This window comes from Phycicoccus sp. DTK01, assembly GCF_017312765.1.
GTDB classification, from domain to species: Bacteria; Actinomycetota; Actinomycetes; order Actinomycetales; family Dermatophilaceae; genus Phycicoccus; species Phycicoccus jejuensis.
In genome coordinates, this window is record NZ_BOPU01000001.1 from 367,939 (window position 1) to 383,708 (window position 15,770).

Consider the following 15,770-nt stretch of genomic DNA (forward strand, 5'->3'; position numbering starts at 1 on the left):
TTCGCCCGTGGCGGATCTGGTGTTCTTCTCGGGGACGATGGACTGCGGCAAGTCGACCCTTGCCCTGCAGATCGACCACAACCAGCGCGCCCGCGACCGGCAGGGCATCATCTTCACGAAGCTGGACCGGGCGGGGGAGTCGGTGCTGTCCTCGCGCCTCGGGCTCGAGACGAGCGCCGTCGAGGTCGGAGACGACCTCGACTTCTGGGACGTGGTCGTCGAGCGGCTGACGGCCGGCGGGCGGGTCGACTACGTCATCTGCGACGAGGCGCAGTTCTACACCCCGCGCCAGGTCGAGCAGCTGGCCCGGCTCGTCGACGAGCTCGGGATCGCGGTGACGGCGTTCGGCATCACCGCCGACTTCCGGACCGAGCTCTTCCCGGGCTCGCGCCGCTTCATCGAGCTCGCGGACCGGGTCGAGGTGCTCCAGGTCGAGGCGCTCTGCTGGTGCGGGCGCCGGGCCACGCACAACGCGCGCATCGTCGACGGCGTCATGGTCGTCGAGGGCGCGCAGGTCGTCGTCGGCGACACCGCGGCCGCGAGCGAGGGGCTCGTCGAGTACGAGGTGCTGTGCCGCCGCCACCACATGCGCCGGATGAACAGCCACGCGGCCCGGCAGGCGTCGCCCACGCCGGACACGCTCCCGTTCGACCTCGACGCCTGCCCGGTCCCGCCACCCGCCTGACGGTCAGTCCCACCTGCCCCTCGCGCCTCAACATTTCGGGGTCACCCCGAAATGTCCACGAGCCACGAGCTCGGAGCCGGGGTCTCGCGGACGAACCGGGGTCTCGCGGTGCCGGGTAGGTCTCGCAATGCCGAGGTGGACTTGCCGTGCCGGTGTGGTCTCGCGGTACCGGGGTGTCATGGCGGGTCGGCGGGGCGAGGCAGGGGCGGCAGAGCGAGGTCAAGGGTCTAGCTGGGTGGAGGTATTACGCCGATGCCGGAGAGCGGCCGGATACCTCGAACCGTTGGAGCGTCGTTGCATCGAGGTGAAACCCGACCGCGAGAGGGTCCGGTTTCACCTCGAGCCACCGGGAGCCGTGCTGCGTCGAGGTGAAATGCGACCGCGAGAGGGTCCAGTTTCACCTCGAACCACCGGGGCGGACGGGGGTCAGGAGGGGCCGGACCCCTTTGTGCCGAAGACGATGTCGTCCCAGCTGGGGACGCTCGGGCGGCCCTTGCGGCCGGCCGACGGACGCGCCGAGGCGGCCGGCGACTCCGCGGGATCGGGCTGCGGCGTCGCGGGCTCGGGAGCGGGGGAGACCGGTGCCTCGCGGACGGCGCGCTCGGCCTCGGCCTCCTCGCGGGCGTCGTCCTCGGGCCAGCCGCCGACGAGCGCGGTCGACGTCGTCGGCTCCTCGAGGTGCTCCTGGACCGGCTTGCGGGCGCGGGCGGCGGGCGGCGGCGGCGCGAGGACCGGGTCCTGGGCCAGCTCCTCGATGGGCAGCGCGTCGGGGCGGCCGTCGTCCTCGCCGGGCGTGTGCGTCGGGGAGGTGCGCCGCTTCGAGCGACGGCCCCGCGCGCTGTGCTCGCGCATCGCGGCCATGAGGTCGATCGGCTCGTGCGGCTCGCGGGCCCGCGGCGCGGGTGACCCGCCCGCGCGCTCGATGCCGCCGTCGGCGTCGACGTCGTAGACGTCGAGGTCGCCCGGGGTCGGTGCGCGGTGCGGGGCGGGCAGCAGGCCGGAGGTCGTGTCCTCGCTCAGCCAGCGCGCTTCGTCGTTGGTCGGGGTGACGGAGCCGCCGAGCGGCTCGTACAGCCAGGTGGCGGTGCGGCGGCGCCCACCGGCGGCGAAGACCATCGAGACCTGCCAGACGCCCTCGTCGTCACGGGCGGAGTCCCACTCGACGTCGTCGCGGTCGACGTCGCGGTCGCGCAGGCGCTCGGCGACGCGCTCCTCGAGGGTCACCGGGGCCGGGCCACGGGTGCCGACGGCGCAGCGGCGGGCGACGCGGGCGACGTGCTCACGCTCGGCGAGGATCGGGCCCTCGAAGCGGTGCACCTTCTCGACCGGCCAGCCCGAGCGCTCGGCGACCTCCTCGGCGGACAGGCCGCGCCGGATGAGTGCCTGCACCTCGCGCGGGCGCATCCCGCCGGACATCTCGATCTGGAGCTGCCCCAGCCGGGGCCGGTCGCGCCGGGCGGCGGCACGCAGCGGCTCGTCGAGCGGCAGCCGGTAGCGACCACCGTCGGCGTCCGCGAGCAGGAGGTGCTGACCGTCCTCGTGGACGCCGATGAGGCGAAGGTCCTGCATGTCCGTACTCCCGGGTCGCTGGTCGTCAGGATGACGATGCCACCCTCGCGCATGTCGAGGGTGGAGCCCACGCCGGGTGTCCGTCGATTGCCCCGATAACCTCGTGCCATGACCGCTGCGACCGGCGACCTCGCCCCGTACGACGTCGTCCTGCTGGGCTCCTTCGGCGGCCCCGAGTCCGAGGACGAGGTGATGCCGTTCCTCCGCCGGGTGACCGCCGGCCGCAACATCCCCGACGAGCGCCTCGTCGCGGTCGGCGAGCACTACTACGCGCGGGGCGGCCGCAGCCCGATCAACGACCTCAACCGCGACCTCCTCGCCCGGCTGCGCGCCGAGCTCGAGCGCCGCGGCCTCGACGTCCCCGTCGTCTGGGGCAACCGCAACTCCGAGCCGTTCTTCGCCGACGCCCTCCACGAGGCCCTCGACGGCGGGGCGACGCGGGTCGTCTCGCTCTTCACGAGCGCCTACTCCTGCTACTCCTCGTGCCGGCAGTACCGCGAGGACCTCGCGAGCGCGATGGAGCAGGTCGGCCCGGCCGGCGACGGGCTCGCCGTCGACAAGGTGCGCCAGTACGTCCACCACCCGCGGCTCGGCGCCGCGTGGGCGCGGGCGCTCGCCACGGCGCTGCGCGGCCTCGACGACCCGGCCGCCGCGCGCATCCTCTACGTGACGCACTCGATCCCGCTCGCGATGGACGACACCTCCGGGCCGGGCGACGGCGAGGGCAACCTCTACACCGACCAGCACCTGCGCCTCGGCCGGCGCCTCGACGAGGTCGTCGGCGCCGAGCTCGGGGTCGAGCTGCGCGGCGAGCTCGTCTTCTGCTCGCGCTCCGGGCCGCCGAGCCAGCCGTGGCTCGAGCCCGACGTCAACGACCGCATCGAGGAGCTCGCCGCCGAGGCGAAGGCCCCCGTCGTCTGCGTCCCCATCGGCTTCGTCTCCGACCACATGGAGGTCGTCCACGACCTCGACACCGAGGCCGCCGAGACGGCCGAGCGGGTCGGGGTGCCGTTCGTGCGGGTGCCCACGCCGCACGCCGACGACGAGTTCGTCGAGGGCCTCGTCGACCTGCTCCTCGAGCGCGCGGCCGAGGCGCGCGGCGAGGTCGTCGTCCCCGAGTCGTGGCTGCCCGGCGACGTCCGGCCGTCGACGTGCGCGCCCGGCTGCTGCCCGAACCTGCGGATGGCCAAGCCGGCCCTGTGCGGCAGCGACTGATGCTCCCCGACGTCCCCGCCGGGCTCGACCTCGCACAGCTCGAGGACGTCGCCTGCCGCGTGGCCCGCGAGGCCGGGCGGCTCGTGCGCGACGAGCGCCCCGACGACCTCGGCTTCAGCACGAAGTCGACGGGCACCGACGTCGTGACCGAGATGGACCAGCGCAGCCAGGAGCTGCTGCTCGACCGGCTCGGCGCGCTGCGCCCGGACGACGCCGTGCTCGGCGAGGAGGAGGGCGGCCGCGAGGGGACGAGCGGGGTCACGTGGGTCGTCGACCCCATCGACGGGACGACGAACTACCTCTACGGCGTGCCGGCGTACGCGGTGTCGGTCGCGGCCGTCGTCGGCGACCCGACCCGGCCCGGGCACTGGCGCAGCGTCGCGGGCGCGGTGCTCGACCCCGAGCGCGACGAGCTGCACCACGCCCGCCTCGGTGGCGGCGCCTGGCTGACGACGGCCGCCGGCACCCGCCGCCTGCGCGCCCGTGGCACGACCGACCTCGCGCTCGCGCTCGTCGGCACCGGCTTCGGGTACGACGCCGCCGTGCGCGCCCGGCAGGCGGCCGTCCTCGCCGAGGTCCTCCCGCGGGTGCGCGACGTCCGCCGGCACGGCAGCGCCGCGCTCGACCTGTGCGCCGTCGCGACCGGCCGGCTCGACGGCTACTACGAGAGCGGGCTCAACGCCTGGGACCGCGCCGCCGGCGAGCTCGTCGCCCGCGAGGCCGGCGCGGTCGTCGGCGGGAGCGTCGACGACGTCGCCTCGCGCGACCTCACGTGGGCCGCGGCGCCGGGCCTCGCGGACGCCCTCGCGGCCCTCGTCCGGCCCCTCACGACCGAGCACGTCGGGAGCCTCGGGCAGCCCGGCTGACCGGGCGCAGGGACGACCCTGCACCGGGGGATGGACCCGCGTGGCGGGGGTATCCGGCGATGGTGCACAATCTGGCGCGCACGATCGTCCCACCGGGCACAAAGACGCCTCTCCGTGCGTTGTCCGGGCCGATCGGCACGACGAAGGGTGGAACACCAGCATGGCAACCGACTACGACGCACCTCGCAAGACCGAGGAGGACGTCTCCGAGGACTCGATCGAAGAGCTGAAGAACCGGCGCGTCGACTCCCGGTCCTCGAGCGTGGACGTCGACGAGACCGAGCAGGCCGAGGGCTTCGAGCTGCCCGGCGCCGACCTCTCCGGCGAGGAGCTCTCGGTGCGGGTCCTCCCGCGCCAGGCGGACGAGTTCACCTGCTCGCAGTGCTTCCTCGTCCACCACCGCAGCCAGCTCGCGAGCGACGCGAAGGGCGTCCTCGTCTGCCGCGACTGCGCGGCCTGAGCACCGCCGCACCCGTGGGAGGCCCGACCCGCGTGCCCGTCGCCGTCCGGCGGCTGCACGAGGACGCCGTCCTCCCGCGCTACAGCACCGACGGGGATGCCGGGGCCGACCTCAGCAGCGTCGCCGAGGTGACCCTGGCACCCGGGGAGCGGGCGCTGGTCCCGACCGGGATCGCGCTCGCGCTGCCGCCGGGGACCGTGGGGCTGGTGCACCCCCGCTCGGGCCTCGCGGCCCGGCACGGCGTGAGCATCGTCAACGCCCCGGGCACCGTCGACTCCGGCTACCGCGGCGAGGTGCTGGTCAACCTGGTCAACCTCGACCCGACCGAGAGCTTCACGGTGCGGGTCGGCGACCGGATCGCCCAGCTCGTCGTCCAGGAGTACCTCCACGCCGACTTCTCGGCCACCGATTCGCTTCCCGGCAGCGCCCGGGGAGAGACTGGACACGGGTCCACCGGGGGCTTCGGCTCCACCGACACCCCCTGACCCACCGACCACCACACGTTTCGAGGACCACCGCCGTGAGCATCTTCCGCAGGAGCAAGCGCACCGAGACCGAGCCGGCGTCCGCGCCGGAGGTCGAGGACGCCACCGCCGTCGAGGACGAGGGCACCGAGGCCGCGCCGGAGGACGACGCGGCCGACCGCACGAGCGGCCCCTACGACGCCAGCGAGGTCGACGGGCGCGACGGTCGCCTCGACCTCGGCGCCCTCTGGGTGCGCGGCGTCCCCGGGATGGAGCTGCGCCTCGAGGTCGACCAGGAGACGCAGGTCGTCAACGCGGCGACCGCGGTGTTCGGCGAGTCCGCCCTCCAGGTCCAGGCCTTCGCGGCGCCGCGCACCGAGGGCCTGTGGGCCGACATCCGCCGCGAGATCGCGATGTCCGTCGAGCGGCAGGGCGGCACCGTCGAGGAGGTCCCGAGCGAGCTCGGCACGCGGCTGCGGACGCGGCTGCCCTCGGCCGGCCCGGACGGGCGCACCGTCTTCGCGCCGGCGACCTTCGTCGGCGTCGACGGCCCCCGCTGGTTCCTGCGCGGCGTCCTCTCCGGGCGCGCGGCCATCGACGACGAGGCGGCCGAGCCGCTGCTCGAGGTGCTCCGCGAGCTCGTCGTCGTCCGTGGCACCGACCCGATGGCCCCGCGCGAGCTGCTGCCCCTGCGCCTGCCGCAGGACGAGCCGGCGGCGGCCGCCGACGAGACCGACGACGACGCGCCCGCGACGCTCGACCCCTTCGAGCGCGGGCCCGAGATCACCGAGGTGCGCTGATGACCCTCCGTGAGCGCCTGCGCGACCTCTCGCGCACGCCGCTGGAGCAGGACGCCGACGAGCTGCAGCAGCAGTCGGCCTCCGAGGGCGGCGACGACCTGTCGGCCCTGGCCCCCCGCTTCTCCGCGTGCGTGTGCGGCTCGGTCCGCGCCGTGACGCTGCCCCCGCGCCGCAGCGTGCCCGCCCTCGTCGCCGAGGTGTGGGACGGCAAGGGCGCGGTCAACCTCGTGTGGGTGGGCCGGCGCTCCATCGGCGGCATCGAGCCCGGGACGTTCGTGCGGGCCCGCGGTCGGGTCACGACGGTCCGCGGGGTGCAGACGATCTTCAACCCCGCCTACGAGATCCTCCCGAAGCAGTGAGCGCGGCCCACCCCGCGCCCGCGGCCGAGACCGTCGAGGCGCTGATCCGCCACCGCCTCTCGGTGGCGCTCGGCGGGTGGCGCGGGTCGGTCGAGACGGCGCTGCCGACCCTCGTCTTCGTCGTCGCGTGGTCGGTGAGCGACCACGACGTCAAGGTCGCCGCCGTCGCCGCCGTCGCGGTGGCCCTCGTGCTCGCGGTGCTCCGGCTCGTCCAGCGCTCGTCCCTGCAGCACGTCGGCGGGGCGGTGTTCGCCACGGCGATCGCCGCGTTCTTCGCGCTGCGCTCCGGGGAGGCGCAGGACGCGTTCCTGCCCGGCATCCTCACGAGCGTCGGCTTCCTCGTCGCGACGCTGGTCTCCATCGTCACCCGCTGGCCCGCGGTCGGCTTCATCGTCGGCGCCGGCGACCCGCGGGCCGCCGAGGACCCGTTCGGCTGGCGCCGCGACGCCGGGATGGTCCGCGTCTGCATCCGGCTCACGTGGGTGCTCGTCGCGATGTACGTCGTCCGGGTCGCCGTCATGGTGCCGCTCTACCTCGACGAGCGGGTCACGCTGCTCGGCGTCGCCAAGGTCGCGCTCGGCTGGCCGCTCTGGGTGGCCGGCATCGCCGTCATGGGCTGGCTGCTCGTCTCCGGCCACACCCCGCTCGAGCCCGGCCGCGGGCCCGCCGCCGACGACGCCGACGCGAGCGACGACGCGGACGAGCCGCTCACCGGCCGCGACGCCTGACGTCGCGTCGCCCGAACCGGCGTGCCGCTCAGGCCTCCTCGTCGTCCTCGCGCTTCTGGCGACGACCGGGGGAGAGCAGCGACTCGAGGTCGGACTCGGCCTCCGGGGTCGTGACGAAGAGGAGCTCGTCGAGCGGCTCGAGGGCGTCGTCGCGGCTCGGGGCGATGGGGTGCCCGTCGCGGATGATGCCGGTGAGGACGGTGTCGGCGGGGAAGGGCACGTCGCCGACCCGGGCGCCGGCGTAGGGGCTGCCGAGCGGCAGGGTCATCTCGACCATCATCGCGCGGCCCTGCTGGAACTCGAAGATGCGCACGAGGTCGCCGACGCTCACGGCCTCCTCGACGAGCGCGGTCATCAGGCGCGGGGTGGAGACGGCGACGTCGACGCCCCAGGCCTCGTCGAACATCCACTCGTTCTTCGGGTTGTTGACGCGGGCGACGGTGCGGGGGACGCCGAACTCGGTCTTGGCGAGCAGCGACAGCACGAGGTTGACCTTGTCGTCACCGGTCGCGGCGACGACGACGTCGCACTCGGCGAGGCCGGCCTCGGAGAGGGTGTCGATCTCGCAGGCGTCGGCCTGCAGCCAGCTGGCGTCCGGGACCTTGGACACCCGCTCGCCGTCGGCCTCACGGTCGACGAGGAGCACCGAGTGGCCGTTGCGGATGAGCTCGCGGGCGATGGACCGCCCGACGGAGCCCGCCCCGGCGATGACGACGCGCATGGAGGAGCCTTTCGGGGTCAGTGGGAGGGGGGCGGCGCGTCGAGGACGCGCTCGGCGGTCGCGAGGTGCTCGCGGAGCAGAGCGAGGTGCACGAGGTCGCCCTCCTGGTACACGGTGTCGGCGCCGGGGATGAACCCGTCGCCGAGCCGGGTCACGTAGGCCAGCCGGCCCTCGGTGGCCGTCTCGACCTCGGTGTAGCGGCGGCCGATCCACGACGCCGCCACCGGGATCTCGGCGATGACGACGTGCCCCGACGGGTCGGTGAACTCGGGGACGTGACCCTGGGGGAGCAGGCGGCGGAGCATCTGGTCGCTCGTCCACTTGACGGTGGCGACGGTGGGGATGCCGAGGCGCTGGTAGATCTCCGCGCGACCGGGGTCGTAGATGCGGGCGACGACGTTCTCGACGCCGAACTTCTCGCGGGCCACGCGCGCGGCGAGGATGTTCGAGTTGTCACCGCTGGAGACCGCGGCGAACGCGTAGGCGTCGTCGATGCCGGCGGCCCGCAGGGTGTCGCGGTCGAAGCCGACGCCGGTGACCGTGCGCCCCTCGAAGGAGGTCCCGAGGCGCCGGAACGCACTCTCGTCCTGGTCGACGACGGCGACCTCGTGGCCGGCGCGTTCGAGGGCCCGGGCGAGGGAGGCGCCGACACGGCCGCAGCCCATGATCACGAAGTGCACGACAGGGACGCTACTACGCGCCCGCAGCGGACGGACCGCAGTCCGGGACGTGCACGCGCCGTGCGCGCTTCTGCCTACAGTTGTCCTCGTGTCAACACCCGGACGTCTCGTCAAGCGCGTCATCCTCGGGCGGGCGATGCGCAGTGACCGTCTCGGCGAGACGCTCCTGCCGAAGAAGCTCGCCCTGCCGGTCTTCGCGAGCGACGCACTGTCGTCGGTGGCCTACGCCCCCGACGAGATCCTGCTCACCCTCGGGCTCGCGGGCGGCACGCTCGCGCTGACCCAGTCGTGGAAGATCGCGCTCGTCGTCGTCTTCGTCATGGCGATCGTCATCATGAGCTACCGGCAGAACGTCCACGCCTACCCCAGCGGCGGCGGCGACTACGAGGTGGCGAGCGTCAACCTCGGGCCGCGGGCCGGCCTGACGGTGGCGAGCGCGCTGCTCGTCGACTACGTGCTGACCGTGGCGGTGTCGGTCTCGTCGGGCGTCCAGAACGCCGCAGCGGCCTTCGGCTTCGTCCGCGGGCACGAGGCGGTCGTCGCGGTGCTCATCATCGTCGCGCTCACCGCGATGAACCTCCGGGGTGTGCGCGAGTCGGGGACGGCGTTCGCCATCCCCACCTACCTCTTCATGGCCAGCGTGCTCGGCATGGCCGCGTTCGGCTTCTTCCGCAAGGTCTCCGGCGACCTGCCGCTGGCCGAGAGCGCGTCGCTGACGCTGCGTGCCGAGAGCGGTTTCGAGGAGCTCGGCACCGTCGCGATGGCCTTCCTCCTGCTGCGCGCGTTCTCGTCCGGCTGTGCGGCGCTGACCGGGGTCGAGGCCATCTCGAACGGCGTGCCCGCCTTCAAGAAGCCCAAGAGCCGCAACGCCGCGACCACCCTGCTCCTCATGGGCGTCGTCTCGGTGACGATGCTCATGTCGATGATCACGCTGGCCTCGTGGACCGGCGTCCACTACGCCGACGACGAGGCCAACCAGCTGCTGCGCGACGGCGTGCCGGTCGGTGACGACTACGTCCAGGACACCGTCATGGGCCAGGTCTCCAAGGCCGTCTTCTCCGACTTCCACCTCGGCGTGGTCGTCGTCTCGATCGTCACCGGCCTCATCCTCGTGCTCGCCGCGAACACGGCCTTCAACGGCTTCCCGGTCCTCGGCTCGATCCTCGCCCGTGACGGCTTCCTGCCGCGCCAGCTGCACACCCGCGGCGACCGCCTCGCGTTCTCCAACGGCATCCTCATCCTCGCCGGCGCGGCGGCGGCGCTCGTCGTCGTCTTCAACGCCGACGTCACCCGCCTCATCCAGCTCTACATCGTCGGCGTGTTCGTGTCGTTCACGCTGTCGCAGATCGGGATGGTCCGGCACTGGAACCGGTACCTGCGCGTCGAGAAGGATCCCTCCGCCCGGGCCCGGATGATGCGCAGCCGCGTCATCAACGGCGTCGGCGCGGCGATGTCCGGCACCGTGCTCGTCGTCGTGCTCCTCACGAAGTTCACGCACGGCGCCGGCTATGCGATCGCGGCGATGGCGGTCCTGTTCTTCCTCATGCTCGCGATCCGCAAGCACTACGACCACGTCCGCGACGAGCTGAGCGTCGAGGAGCGCGACACCAAGGCGCAGATGCTGCCCTCGCGCGTCCACGCCATCGTCCTCGTCGCGAAGATCCACAAGCCGACGCTGCGCGCGCTGGCGTACGCGCGGGCGACCCGCCCGTCCGTGCTCGAGGCGATCACCGTCTCGGTCGACCCCGACGAGACCAAGGGCCTGCAGCAGGAGTGGGACCGGCGCGACATCCCGGTGCCGCTCAAGGCCCTCGACAGCCCGTACCGCGAGATCACCCGTCCGGTGCTCGACTACGTCAAGTCGATCCGCACCGACAACCCGCGCGACATCGTCGTCGTCTACATCCCGCAGTACGTCGTCGGGCACTGGTGGGAGCAGATCCTCCACAACCAGAGCGCCCTGCGGCTGCGCACCCGGCTGCTCTTCACGCCCGGGGTCATGGTGTCGTCGGTGCCGTGGCAGCTCGCGTCGTCCGAGGGCGCCGAGGAGCGGATGGACGGCCCGGTGGCGGGCGACGTCCGCCGCGGCGAGTGATGGCGGAGCACCCCGAGGGGCTCGCGGTCGGCGACGAGGTCGAGGTCGACGTCACGGCCTTCGCCCACGGCGGGCACTCGATCGCCCGCGCCGACGGCCAGGTCCTCTTCGTCCGCCACACGCTGCCCGGTGAGCGGGTGCGGGCGCGGGTGACCGAGACCGGGTCCGGCGGTCGCTTCGTGCGCGCCGACGCGGTCGACGTGCTCGACGCCTCCCCGGACCGCGTCGTGCCGCCGTGCCCGTGGAGCGGTCCCGGCCGGTGCGGTGGCTGCGACCTCCAGCACGTCGCGCTCGAGGCGCAGCGGCGGCTCAAGGCCGGTGTCGTCCGCGAGCAGATGAGCCGCCTCGCCGGGCTCGAGGTCGACGTCGACGTCGAGCCGGTGCCCGGTGACGACGGCGGGCTGGACTGGCGCACCCGCGTGGAGTTCGCCGTCGACGCCGAGGGCCGGGCGGGCCTGCGCCGGCACCGCTCGCACGAGGTCGTGCCGGTCGACCACTGCCGCATCGCGGCCCCCGGGGTCGACGCCCTGCGCGTCACGGAGCGCACCTGGCCGGGCGCCGAGCTCGTCGACGTCGTGGCGCCCTCGGTCGGGGCACCCGTGGCGGTCGAGGTGCCCGGCGGGCCGGTGCCGGACGTCGCGGAGCGGGTCGAGGTGCCGGCCACCGACGACCGCCCGGGGTTCGTGCACGACTTCCCCGTCTCGGCCCGGGGCTTCTGGCAGGTGCACCCCGGCGCCCCCGCGACGTTCCTCACCGCGGTCCTCGACGGGCTGCGGGTGCGCCCGGGGGAGCGGGCGCTCGACCTGTACTGCGGTGTCGGGCTGTTCGCCGCCGCGCTGTCCGAGGCGGTCGGCCCGGACGGGCAGGTCGTCGCGGTCGAGGCCGACCGCGACGCCGTCGCCCGGGCGACCGAGGGGCTCGGGGCCGCGGGCAACGTCGCCGTGGTCGGCGCGCGGGTCGACGACGCCTTCGGGCTCGCGCGGACCGACCGCCGGCGGGGTGCGGCGCGCGGCCGCGGCCGTCGTCCGGCGCGCTCGCCCCTGCTGCCGCAGCGCGCCGACGTCGTCGTCCTCGACCCGCCGCGCACCGGGGCCGGCCCGGCCGTCGTCGGGGCCGTCGCCGACCTCGCGCCGCGGGCCGTCGCGTACGTCGCCTGCGACCCGGCGGCGCTGGCGCGCGACACCGCGGCCCTGCTCGCCCGCGGCTACCGGCTCGTCTCGCTGCGGGCCTTCGACGCCTTCCCGATGACCCACCACGTCGAGTGCGTCGCGATCTTCGAGCCCGCGACGGCGTGACGGGGCGACCGGGCCGGCGCGCCGTCGTCACGGCGGCGCTCGGGGTGCCGCTCCTCGCGGCGGGCTGCTCGGCGTCGACGACCGGCGGCGACGACGCTCCGCAGGGCCCGGCGCCCGAGCGCATCGCCTACGGACCGCACGAGGCCCAGTTCGCGGAGCTCACGCGGCCGACCGGTGCCTCGCGCGGTGTCGTCGTCGTGCTCCACGGCGGGTTCTGGCTCGCCGAGTACGACGTCTCGCTCGCCCGCCCCCTCGCCGCCGACCTCGTGCGGCGGGGCTGGACGGCGCTCGCGGTCGAGTACCGCCGGGTCGGCGACGGCGGCGGCGTGCCCGCGACCCTCGACGACGTCTCCACGGCGCTCGACCTGCTCGCCGACCGGGACCTCGCCGACGGCCCGGTCGTCACGCTCGGCCACTCCGCGGGCGGTCAGCTCGCCGTCTGGGCGGCCGCCCGGACGCGGCTCGAGCGCTGGCGCGGGGCGCAGGTCGTCCCGACGCACGTCGTGTCGCAGGCCGGCGTCCTCGACCTGCGGACCGCGGCCGACGAGGACCTCGGCGGGGGAGCGGTGCCGGGGTTCCTCGGCGGCACGCCGCAGGAGCGGCCGGAGGCCTACGCCTGGGCCGACCCCGTCGCGCTCGCGCCGGTCGAGGCGCCGGTCTGGTGCGTCCACGGCCCGGACGACGGCACGGTCCCGATCGCCCAGTCGCAGGCGTACGTCCGCGCGGCGCTCGCGGCCGGGGGAGCGGCGACGCTCATCGAGGTGCCCGGCGACCACCTCGACCAGGTCGACACCGGCTCGGACGCGTGGGCCCGCACGGTGGCCGTGCTCGACGGCCTCTGAGCATCCGGATGCTCCCGCGCGCGGCCGCGCGACACCCGGGGGGCGGGCATAGGCTCGACGCCACCGACCCGGTGTGGTTAGATATCTTGACGTCAAGATAAATAGCGGGTCCGTGCGACGACGCAACGACCCGGAAGGAGACCCGGTGGCCAGCACGAACAGCTTCGACGCCCACGGCACGCTCGAGGTGGGCGAGAAGTCCTACGACATCTACCGGCTGTCGACGGTCGAGGGCAGCGAGTCCCTCCCGTACAGCCTCAAGGTCCTCCTCGAGAACCTCCTGCGGACCGAGGACGGCGCCAACATCACCGCGGACCACATCCGCGCGCTCGGCGGCTGGGACGAGAACGCCCAGCCCGACACCGAGATCCAGTTCACCCCGGCCCGCGTCATCATGCAGGACTTCACCGGGGTGCCCTGCGTCGTCGACCTCGCGACGATGCGCGAGGCGATGAAGGACCTCGGCGGCGACGCCTCGAAGATCAACCCGCTCGCCCCGGCCGAGCTCGTCATCGACCACTCCGTCCAGATCGACGTCTTCGGTCGCGCCGACGCCTTCGAGCGCAACGTCGAGATCGAGTACCAGCGCAACGGCGAGCGCTACAAGTTCCTCCGCTGGGGCCAGACCGCGTTCGACGACTTCAAGGTCGTCCCCCCGGGCACCGGCATCGTCCACCAGGTCAACATCGAGCACCTGGCCCGCACGGTCATGGTGCGCGACGGCGTCGCCTACCCCGACACCTGCGTCGGCACCGACAGCCACACGACGATGGTCAACGGCCTCGGCGTCCTCGGCTGGGGCGTCGGCGGCATCGAGGCCGAGGCCGCGATGCTCGGCCAGCCCGTCTCGATGCTCATCCCGCGCGTCGTCGGCTTCAAGCTGACCGGTGAGATGAACCCCGGCGTCACCGCCACCGACGTCGTCCTCACGATCACCGACCTGCTGCGCAAGCACGGCGTCGTCGGGAAGTTCGTCGAGTTCTACGGCGCCGGCGTCACGGCCCTCCCGCTCGCCAACCGCGCGACGATCGGCAACATGAGCCCCGAGTTCGGCTCCACCTGCGCGATCTTCCCGATCGACGACGTCACGCTCGAGTACCTGCGCCTCACCGGCCGCGCCGAGGACGACGTCGCCCTCGTCGAGGCGTACGCGAAGGAGCAGGGCCTCTGGCTCGACCCGGCCGCCGAGCCGCGCTTCTCCGAGAAGCTCGAGCTCGACCTCACGACGGTCGTCCCCTCGATCGCCGGCCCGAAGCGCCCCCAGGACCGCATCGAGCTGACCCAGGCCAAGAGCGCCTTCCGCGAGGTGCTGCCGACCTACGTCGCGCACGAGGAGGGCTCCGACGGCGAGGCCTCGTCCTTCCCGGCGTCCGACCCGACCCCGCAGGGCAGCCCCGACGGGCAGAACGGCGGCGAGGCCCCGGCCCACGAGGGCTCGGCCTCCGGACGCCCGAGCCGTCGCGTGCCGGTCACGCTCTCGGACGGCACGAGCTTCGAGATCGACCACGGCATCGTCTCGATCGCCTCGATCACCTCGTGCACGAACACCTCGAACCCGTCGGTGATGATCGCCGCCGCGCTTCTCGCGAAGAACGCGGTCGAGCGCGGGCTCACCGCGAAGCCGTGGGTCAAGACCTCGATGGCGCCCGGCTCCAAGGTCGTCACCGGCTACTACGAGGCCGCGGGCCTCTGGCCCTACCTCGAGAAGCTCGGCTTCCACCTCGTCGGCTACGGCTGCGCGACGTGCATCGGCAACTCCGGCCCGCTCGCCGAGGAGATCTCGGCGGCCATCCAGGAGAACGACCTCGCCGTCACGGCGGTGCTCTCGGGCAACCGCAACTTCGAGGGCCGGATCAACCCGGACGTCAAGATGAACTACCTCGCGAGCCCGCCGCTCGTCATCGCCTACGCCCTCGCCGGGACGATGGACTTCGACTTCGAGTCCGACGCCCTCGGCCAGGACACCGACGGCACCGACGTCTTCCTGCGCGACCTGTGGCCCGCCCCGGCCGACGTCGAGGAGACCATCCGCGGTGCGATCACCCGCGACCTGTTCGAGCAGGACTACGCCGACGTCTTCGCCGGCGACGAGCGCTGGCGGTCGCTGCCGACGCCCGAGGGTGACACCTTCGCCTGGGACGCCGAGTCGACCTACGTCCGCAAGCCCCCGTACTTCGAGGGCATGCAGATGGAGCCCTCACCGGTCACCGACATCACCGGGGCGCGCGTGCTCGCCAAGCTCGGCGACTCGGTGACGACCGACCACATCAGCCCGGCCGGTTCCATCAAGGGTGACAGCCCCGCGGGTCGCTACCTCGCCGAGCACGGCATCGAGCGCAAGGACTTCAACTCCTACGGCTCGCGACGTGGCAACCACGAGGTGATGATCCGCGGCACCTTCGCGAACATCCGCCTGCGCAACCAGCTGCTCGACGGCGTCGAGGGCGGCTTCACCCGCAACTTCCTCGCCGGCGGCGAGCAGACGTCGATCTACGACGCGTCGGCCGCCTACCAGGAGGCCGGGGTGCCGCTCGTCGTCCTCGCGGGCAAGGAGTACGGCTCCGGGTCCTCGCGCGACTGGGCCGCCAAGGGCACCGCGCTGCTGGGCGTCAAGGCCGTCGTCGCCGAGTCGTACGAGCGCATCCACCGCTCGAACCTCATCGGGATGGGCGTCCTGCCGCTGCAGTACCCGCAGGGCGAGAACGCCGAGTCGCTCGGTCTCACGGGCACGGAGACGTTCTCGGTCACCGGGATCGAGGCGCTCAACGACGGTACGACGCCGCGCACGGTGTCGGTCGTCGCGACGGCCGAGGACGGCACGGAGACCTCGTTCGACGCGGTCGTCCGCATCGACACCCCCGGCGAGGCGGACTACTACCGCAACGGTGGCATCCTCCAGTACGTGCTGCGGAGCCTCGTGCGCTGACGCCCGCGACACCCGAACGCGCCGCCCCGGACCTCACCGACCGGGGCGGCGCGCTCGTCTCCTCG

General features: G+C 73.7%; 15 protein-coding genes. 12 read left to right on the plus strand and 3 right to left on the minus strand.

The annotated features are described in order from the left end of the window. The first annotated feature begins 7 nt into the window (after positions 1 to 7). The gene (locus J3473_RS01625; RefSeq protein ID WP_030528987.1) at positions 8 to 685 is read left to right on the plus strand and encodes a thymidine kinase; all 678 of its coding nucleotides are present in this window, start codon (positions 8 to 10) and stop codon (positions 683 to 685) included. A gap of 426 nt (positions 686 to 1,111) precedes the next feature. Here J3473_RS01625 and sepH read toward each other — a convergent pair whose 3' ends face one another. Further along, on the minus strand, positions 1,112 to 2,254 hold the full coding sequence (sepH, locus tag J3473_RS01630; RefSeq protein WP_207021640.1) for a septation protein SepH: 1,143 nt from the start codon (positions 2,252 to 2,254) through the stop codon (positions 1,112 to 1,114). A gap of 108 nt (positions 2,255 to 2,362) precedes the next feature. On the opposite strand from sepH, the gene J3473_RS01635 reads away from it, so the two are divergent. The 7 genes from J3473_RS01635 to J3473_RS01665 all read left to right on the plus strand — a co-directional run bounded on the left by J3473_RS01635 (position 2,363) and on the right by J3473_RS01665 (position 7,146). Beyond that, positions 2,363 to 3,469, plus strand: a complete 1,107-nt coding sequence (locus tag J3473_RS01635; RefSeq protein WP_207021641.1) for a ferrochelatase — start codon at positions 2,363 to 2,365, stop codon at positions 3,467 to 3,469. After that, positions 3,469 to 4,335, plus strand: a complete 867-nt coding sequence (locus J3473_RS01640; protein WP_207021642.1) for an inositol monophosphatase family protein — start codon at positions 3,469 to 3,471, stop codon at positions 4,333 to 4,335. Before J3473_RS01635 ends, J3473_RS01640 begins: the two co-directional genes overlap by 1 nt. A gap of 160 nt (positions 4,336 to 4,495) precedes the next feature. Continuing rightward, positions 4,496 to 4,795, plus strand: coding sequence for a DUF4193 domain-containing protein (locus tag J3473_RS01645; RefSeq protein WP_030528991.1), 300 nt, complete (start codon positions 4,496 to 4,498; stop codon positions 4,793 to 4,795). 32 nt (positions 4,796 to 4,827) lie between these two features. Further along, positions 4,828 to 5,280 (plus strand): dUTP diphosphatase, encoded by a 453-nt coding sequence (gene dut / locus J3473_RS01650; RefSeq protein ID WP_242525613.1) that lies wholly within the window; start codon positions 4,828 to 4,830, stop codon positions 5,278 to 5,280. Between the two features lie 35 nt (positions 5,281 to 5,315). Beyond that, the gene (locus tag J3473_RS01655; protein ID WP_207021643.1) at positions 5,316 to 6,059 is read left to right on the plus strand and encodes a DUF3710 domain-containing protein; all 744 of its coding nucleotides are present in this window, start codon (positions 5,316 to 5,318) and stop codon (positions 6,057 to 6,059) included. Then, on the plus strand, positions 6,059 to 6,418 hold the full coding sequence (locus J3473_RS01660) for an OB-fold nucleic acid binding domain-containing protein (RefSeq protein ID WP_030528994.1): 360 nt from the start codon (positions 6,059 to 6,061) through the stop codon (positions 6,416 to 6,418). The genes J3473_RS01655 and J3473_RS01660 overlap by 1 nt, the downstream gene beginning before the upstream one ends. Next, positions 6,415 to 7,146 carry a DUF3159 domain-containing protein gene (locus J3473_RS01665; protein ID WP_207021644.1) on the plus strand — a complete coding sequence of 244 codons (732 nt, stop codon included), beginning with the start codon at positions 6,415 to 6,417 and terminating at the stop codon, positions 7,144 to 7,146. The genes J3473_RS01660 and J3473_RS01665 overlap by 4 nt, the downstream gene beginning before the upstream one ends. Before the next feature lie 28 nt (positions 7,147 to 7,174). Here the strand turns inward: J3473_RS01665 and J3473_RS01670 are convergent, their stop codons facing one another. Together J3473_RS01670 and J3473_RS01675 are read right to left on the minus strand one after the other, a co-directional pair. Beyond that, positions 7,175 to 7,867: a TrkA family potassium uptake protein gene (locus J3473_RS01670; protein WP_207021645.1), complete on the minus strand. Its 693-nt coding sequence runs from the start codon at positions 7,865 to 7,867 to the stop codon at positions 7,175 to 7,177. A gap of 17 nt (positions 7,868 to 7,884) precedes the next feature. Next, positions 7,885 to 8,547, minus strand: coding sequence for a TrkA family potassium uptake protein (locus J3473_RS01675; protein WP_207021646.1), 663 nt, complete (start codon positions 8,545 to 8,547; stop codon positions 7,885 to 7,887). 136 nt (positions 8,548 to 8,683) lie between these two features. Between J3473_RS01675 and J3473_RS01680 the strand changes: the two genes are divergently transcribed. From J3473_RS01680 to J3473_RS01695, 4 genes are all read left to right on the plus strand, one after another. Beyond that, positions 8,684 to 10,642, plus strand: coding sequence for an APC family permease (locus J3473_RS01680; protein WP_207021958.1), 1,959 nt, complete (start codon positions 8,684 to 8,686; stop codon positions 10,640 to 10,642). Further along, positions 10,642 to 11,937 (plus strand): class I SAM-dependent RNA methyltransferase, encoded by a 1,296-nt coding sequence (locus J3473_RS01685; protein WP_207021647.1) that lies wholly within the window; start codon positions 10,642 to 10,644, stop codon positions 11,935 to 11,937. The genes J3473_RS01680 and J3473_RS01685 overlap by 1 nt, the downstream gene beginning before the upstream one ends. Then, positions 11,934 to 12,779 (plus strand): S9 family peptidase, encoded by an 846-nt coding sequence (locus tag J3473_RS01690; protein ID WP_207021648.1) that lies wholly within the window; start codon positions 11,934 to 11,936, stop codon positions 12,777 to 12,779. The genes J3473_RS01685 and J3473_RS01690 overlap by 4 nt, the downstream gene beginning before the upstream one ends. Before the next feature lie 145 nt (positions 12,780 to 12,924). Continuing rightward, positions 12,925 to 15,705 carry an aconitate hydratase gene (locus tag J3473_RS01695; protein WP_207021649.1) on the plus strand — a complete coding sequence of 927 codons (2,781 nt, stop codon included), beginning with the start codon at positions 12,925 to 12,927 and terminating at the stop codon, positions 15,703 to 15,705. Positions 15,706 to 15,770: the final 65 nt, after the last annotated feature.

Bases quoted from the DNA above. Each gene is read 5' to 3' on its own strand.
- sepH (WP_207021640.1), bottom strand. From the start codon at position 2,254: ATGCAGGACCTTCGCCTCATCGGCGTCCACGAGGACGGTCAGCACCTC.
- J3473_RS01635 (WP_207021641.1), top strand. From the start codon at position 2,363: ATGACCGCTGCGACCGGCGACCTCGCCCCGTACGACGTCGTCCTGCTG.
- J3473_RS01640 (WP_207021642.1), top strand. From the start codon at position 3,469: ATGCTCCCCGACGTCCCCGCCGGGCTCGACCTCGCACAGCTCGAGGAC.
- J3473_RS01645 (WP_030528991.1), top strand. From the start codon at position 4,496: ATGGCAACCGACTACGACGCACCTCGCAAGACCGAGGAGGACGTCTCC.
- J3473_RS01660 (WP_030528994.1), top strand. From the start codon at position 6,059: ATGACCCTCCGTGAGCGCCTGCGCGACCTCTCGCGCACGCCGCTGGAG.
- J3473_RS01670 (WP_207021645.1), bottom strand. From the start codon at position 7,867: ATGCGCGTCGTCATCGCCGGGGCGGGCTCCGTCGGGCGGTCCATCGCC.
- J3473_RS01680 (WP_207021958.1), top strand. From the start codon at position 8,684: ATGCGCAGTGACCGTCTCGGCGAGACGCTCCTGCCGAAGAAGCTCGCC.
- J3473_RS01685 (WP_207021647.1), top strand. From the start codon at position 10,642: ATGGCGGAGCACCCCGAGGGGCTCGCGGTCGGCGACGAGGTCGAGGTC.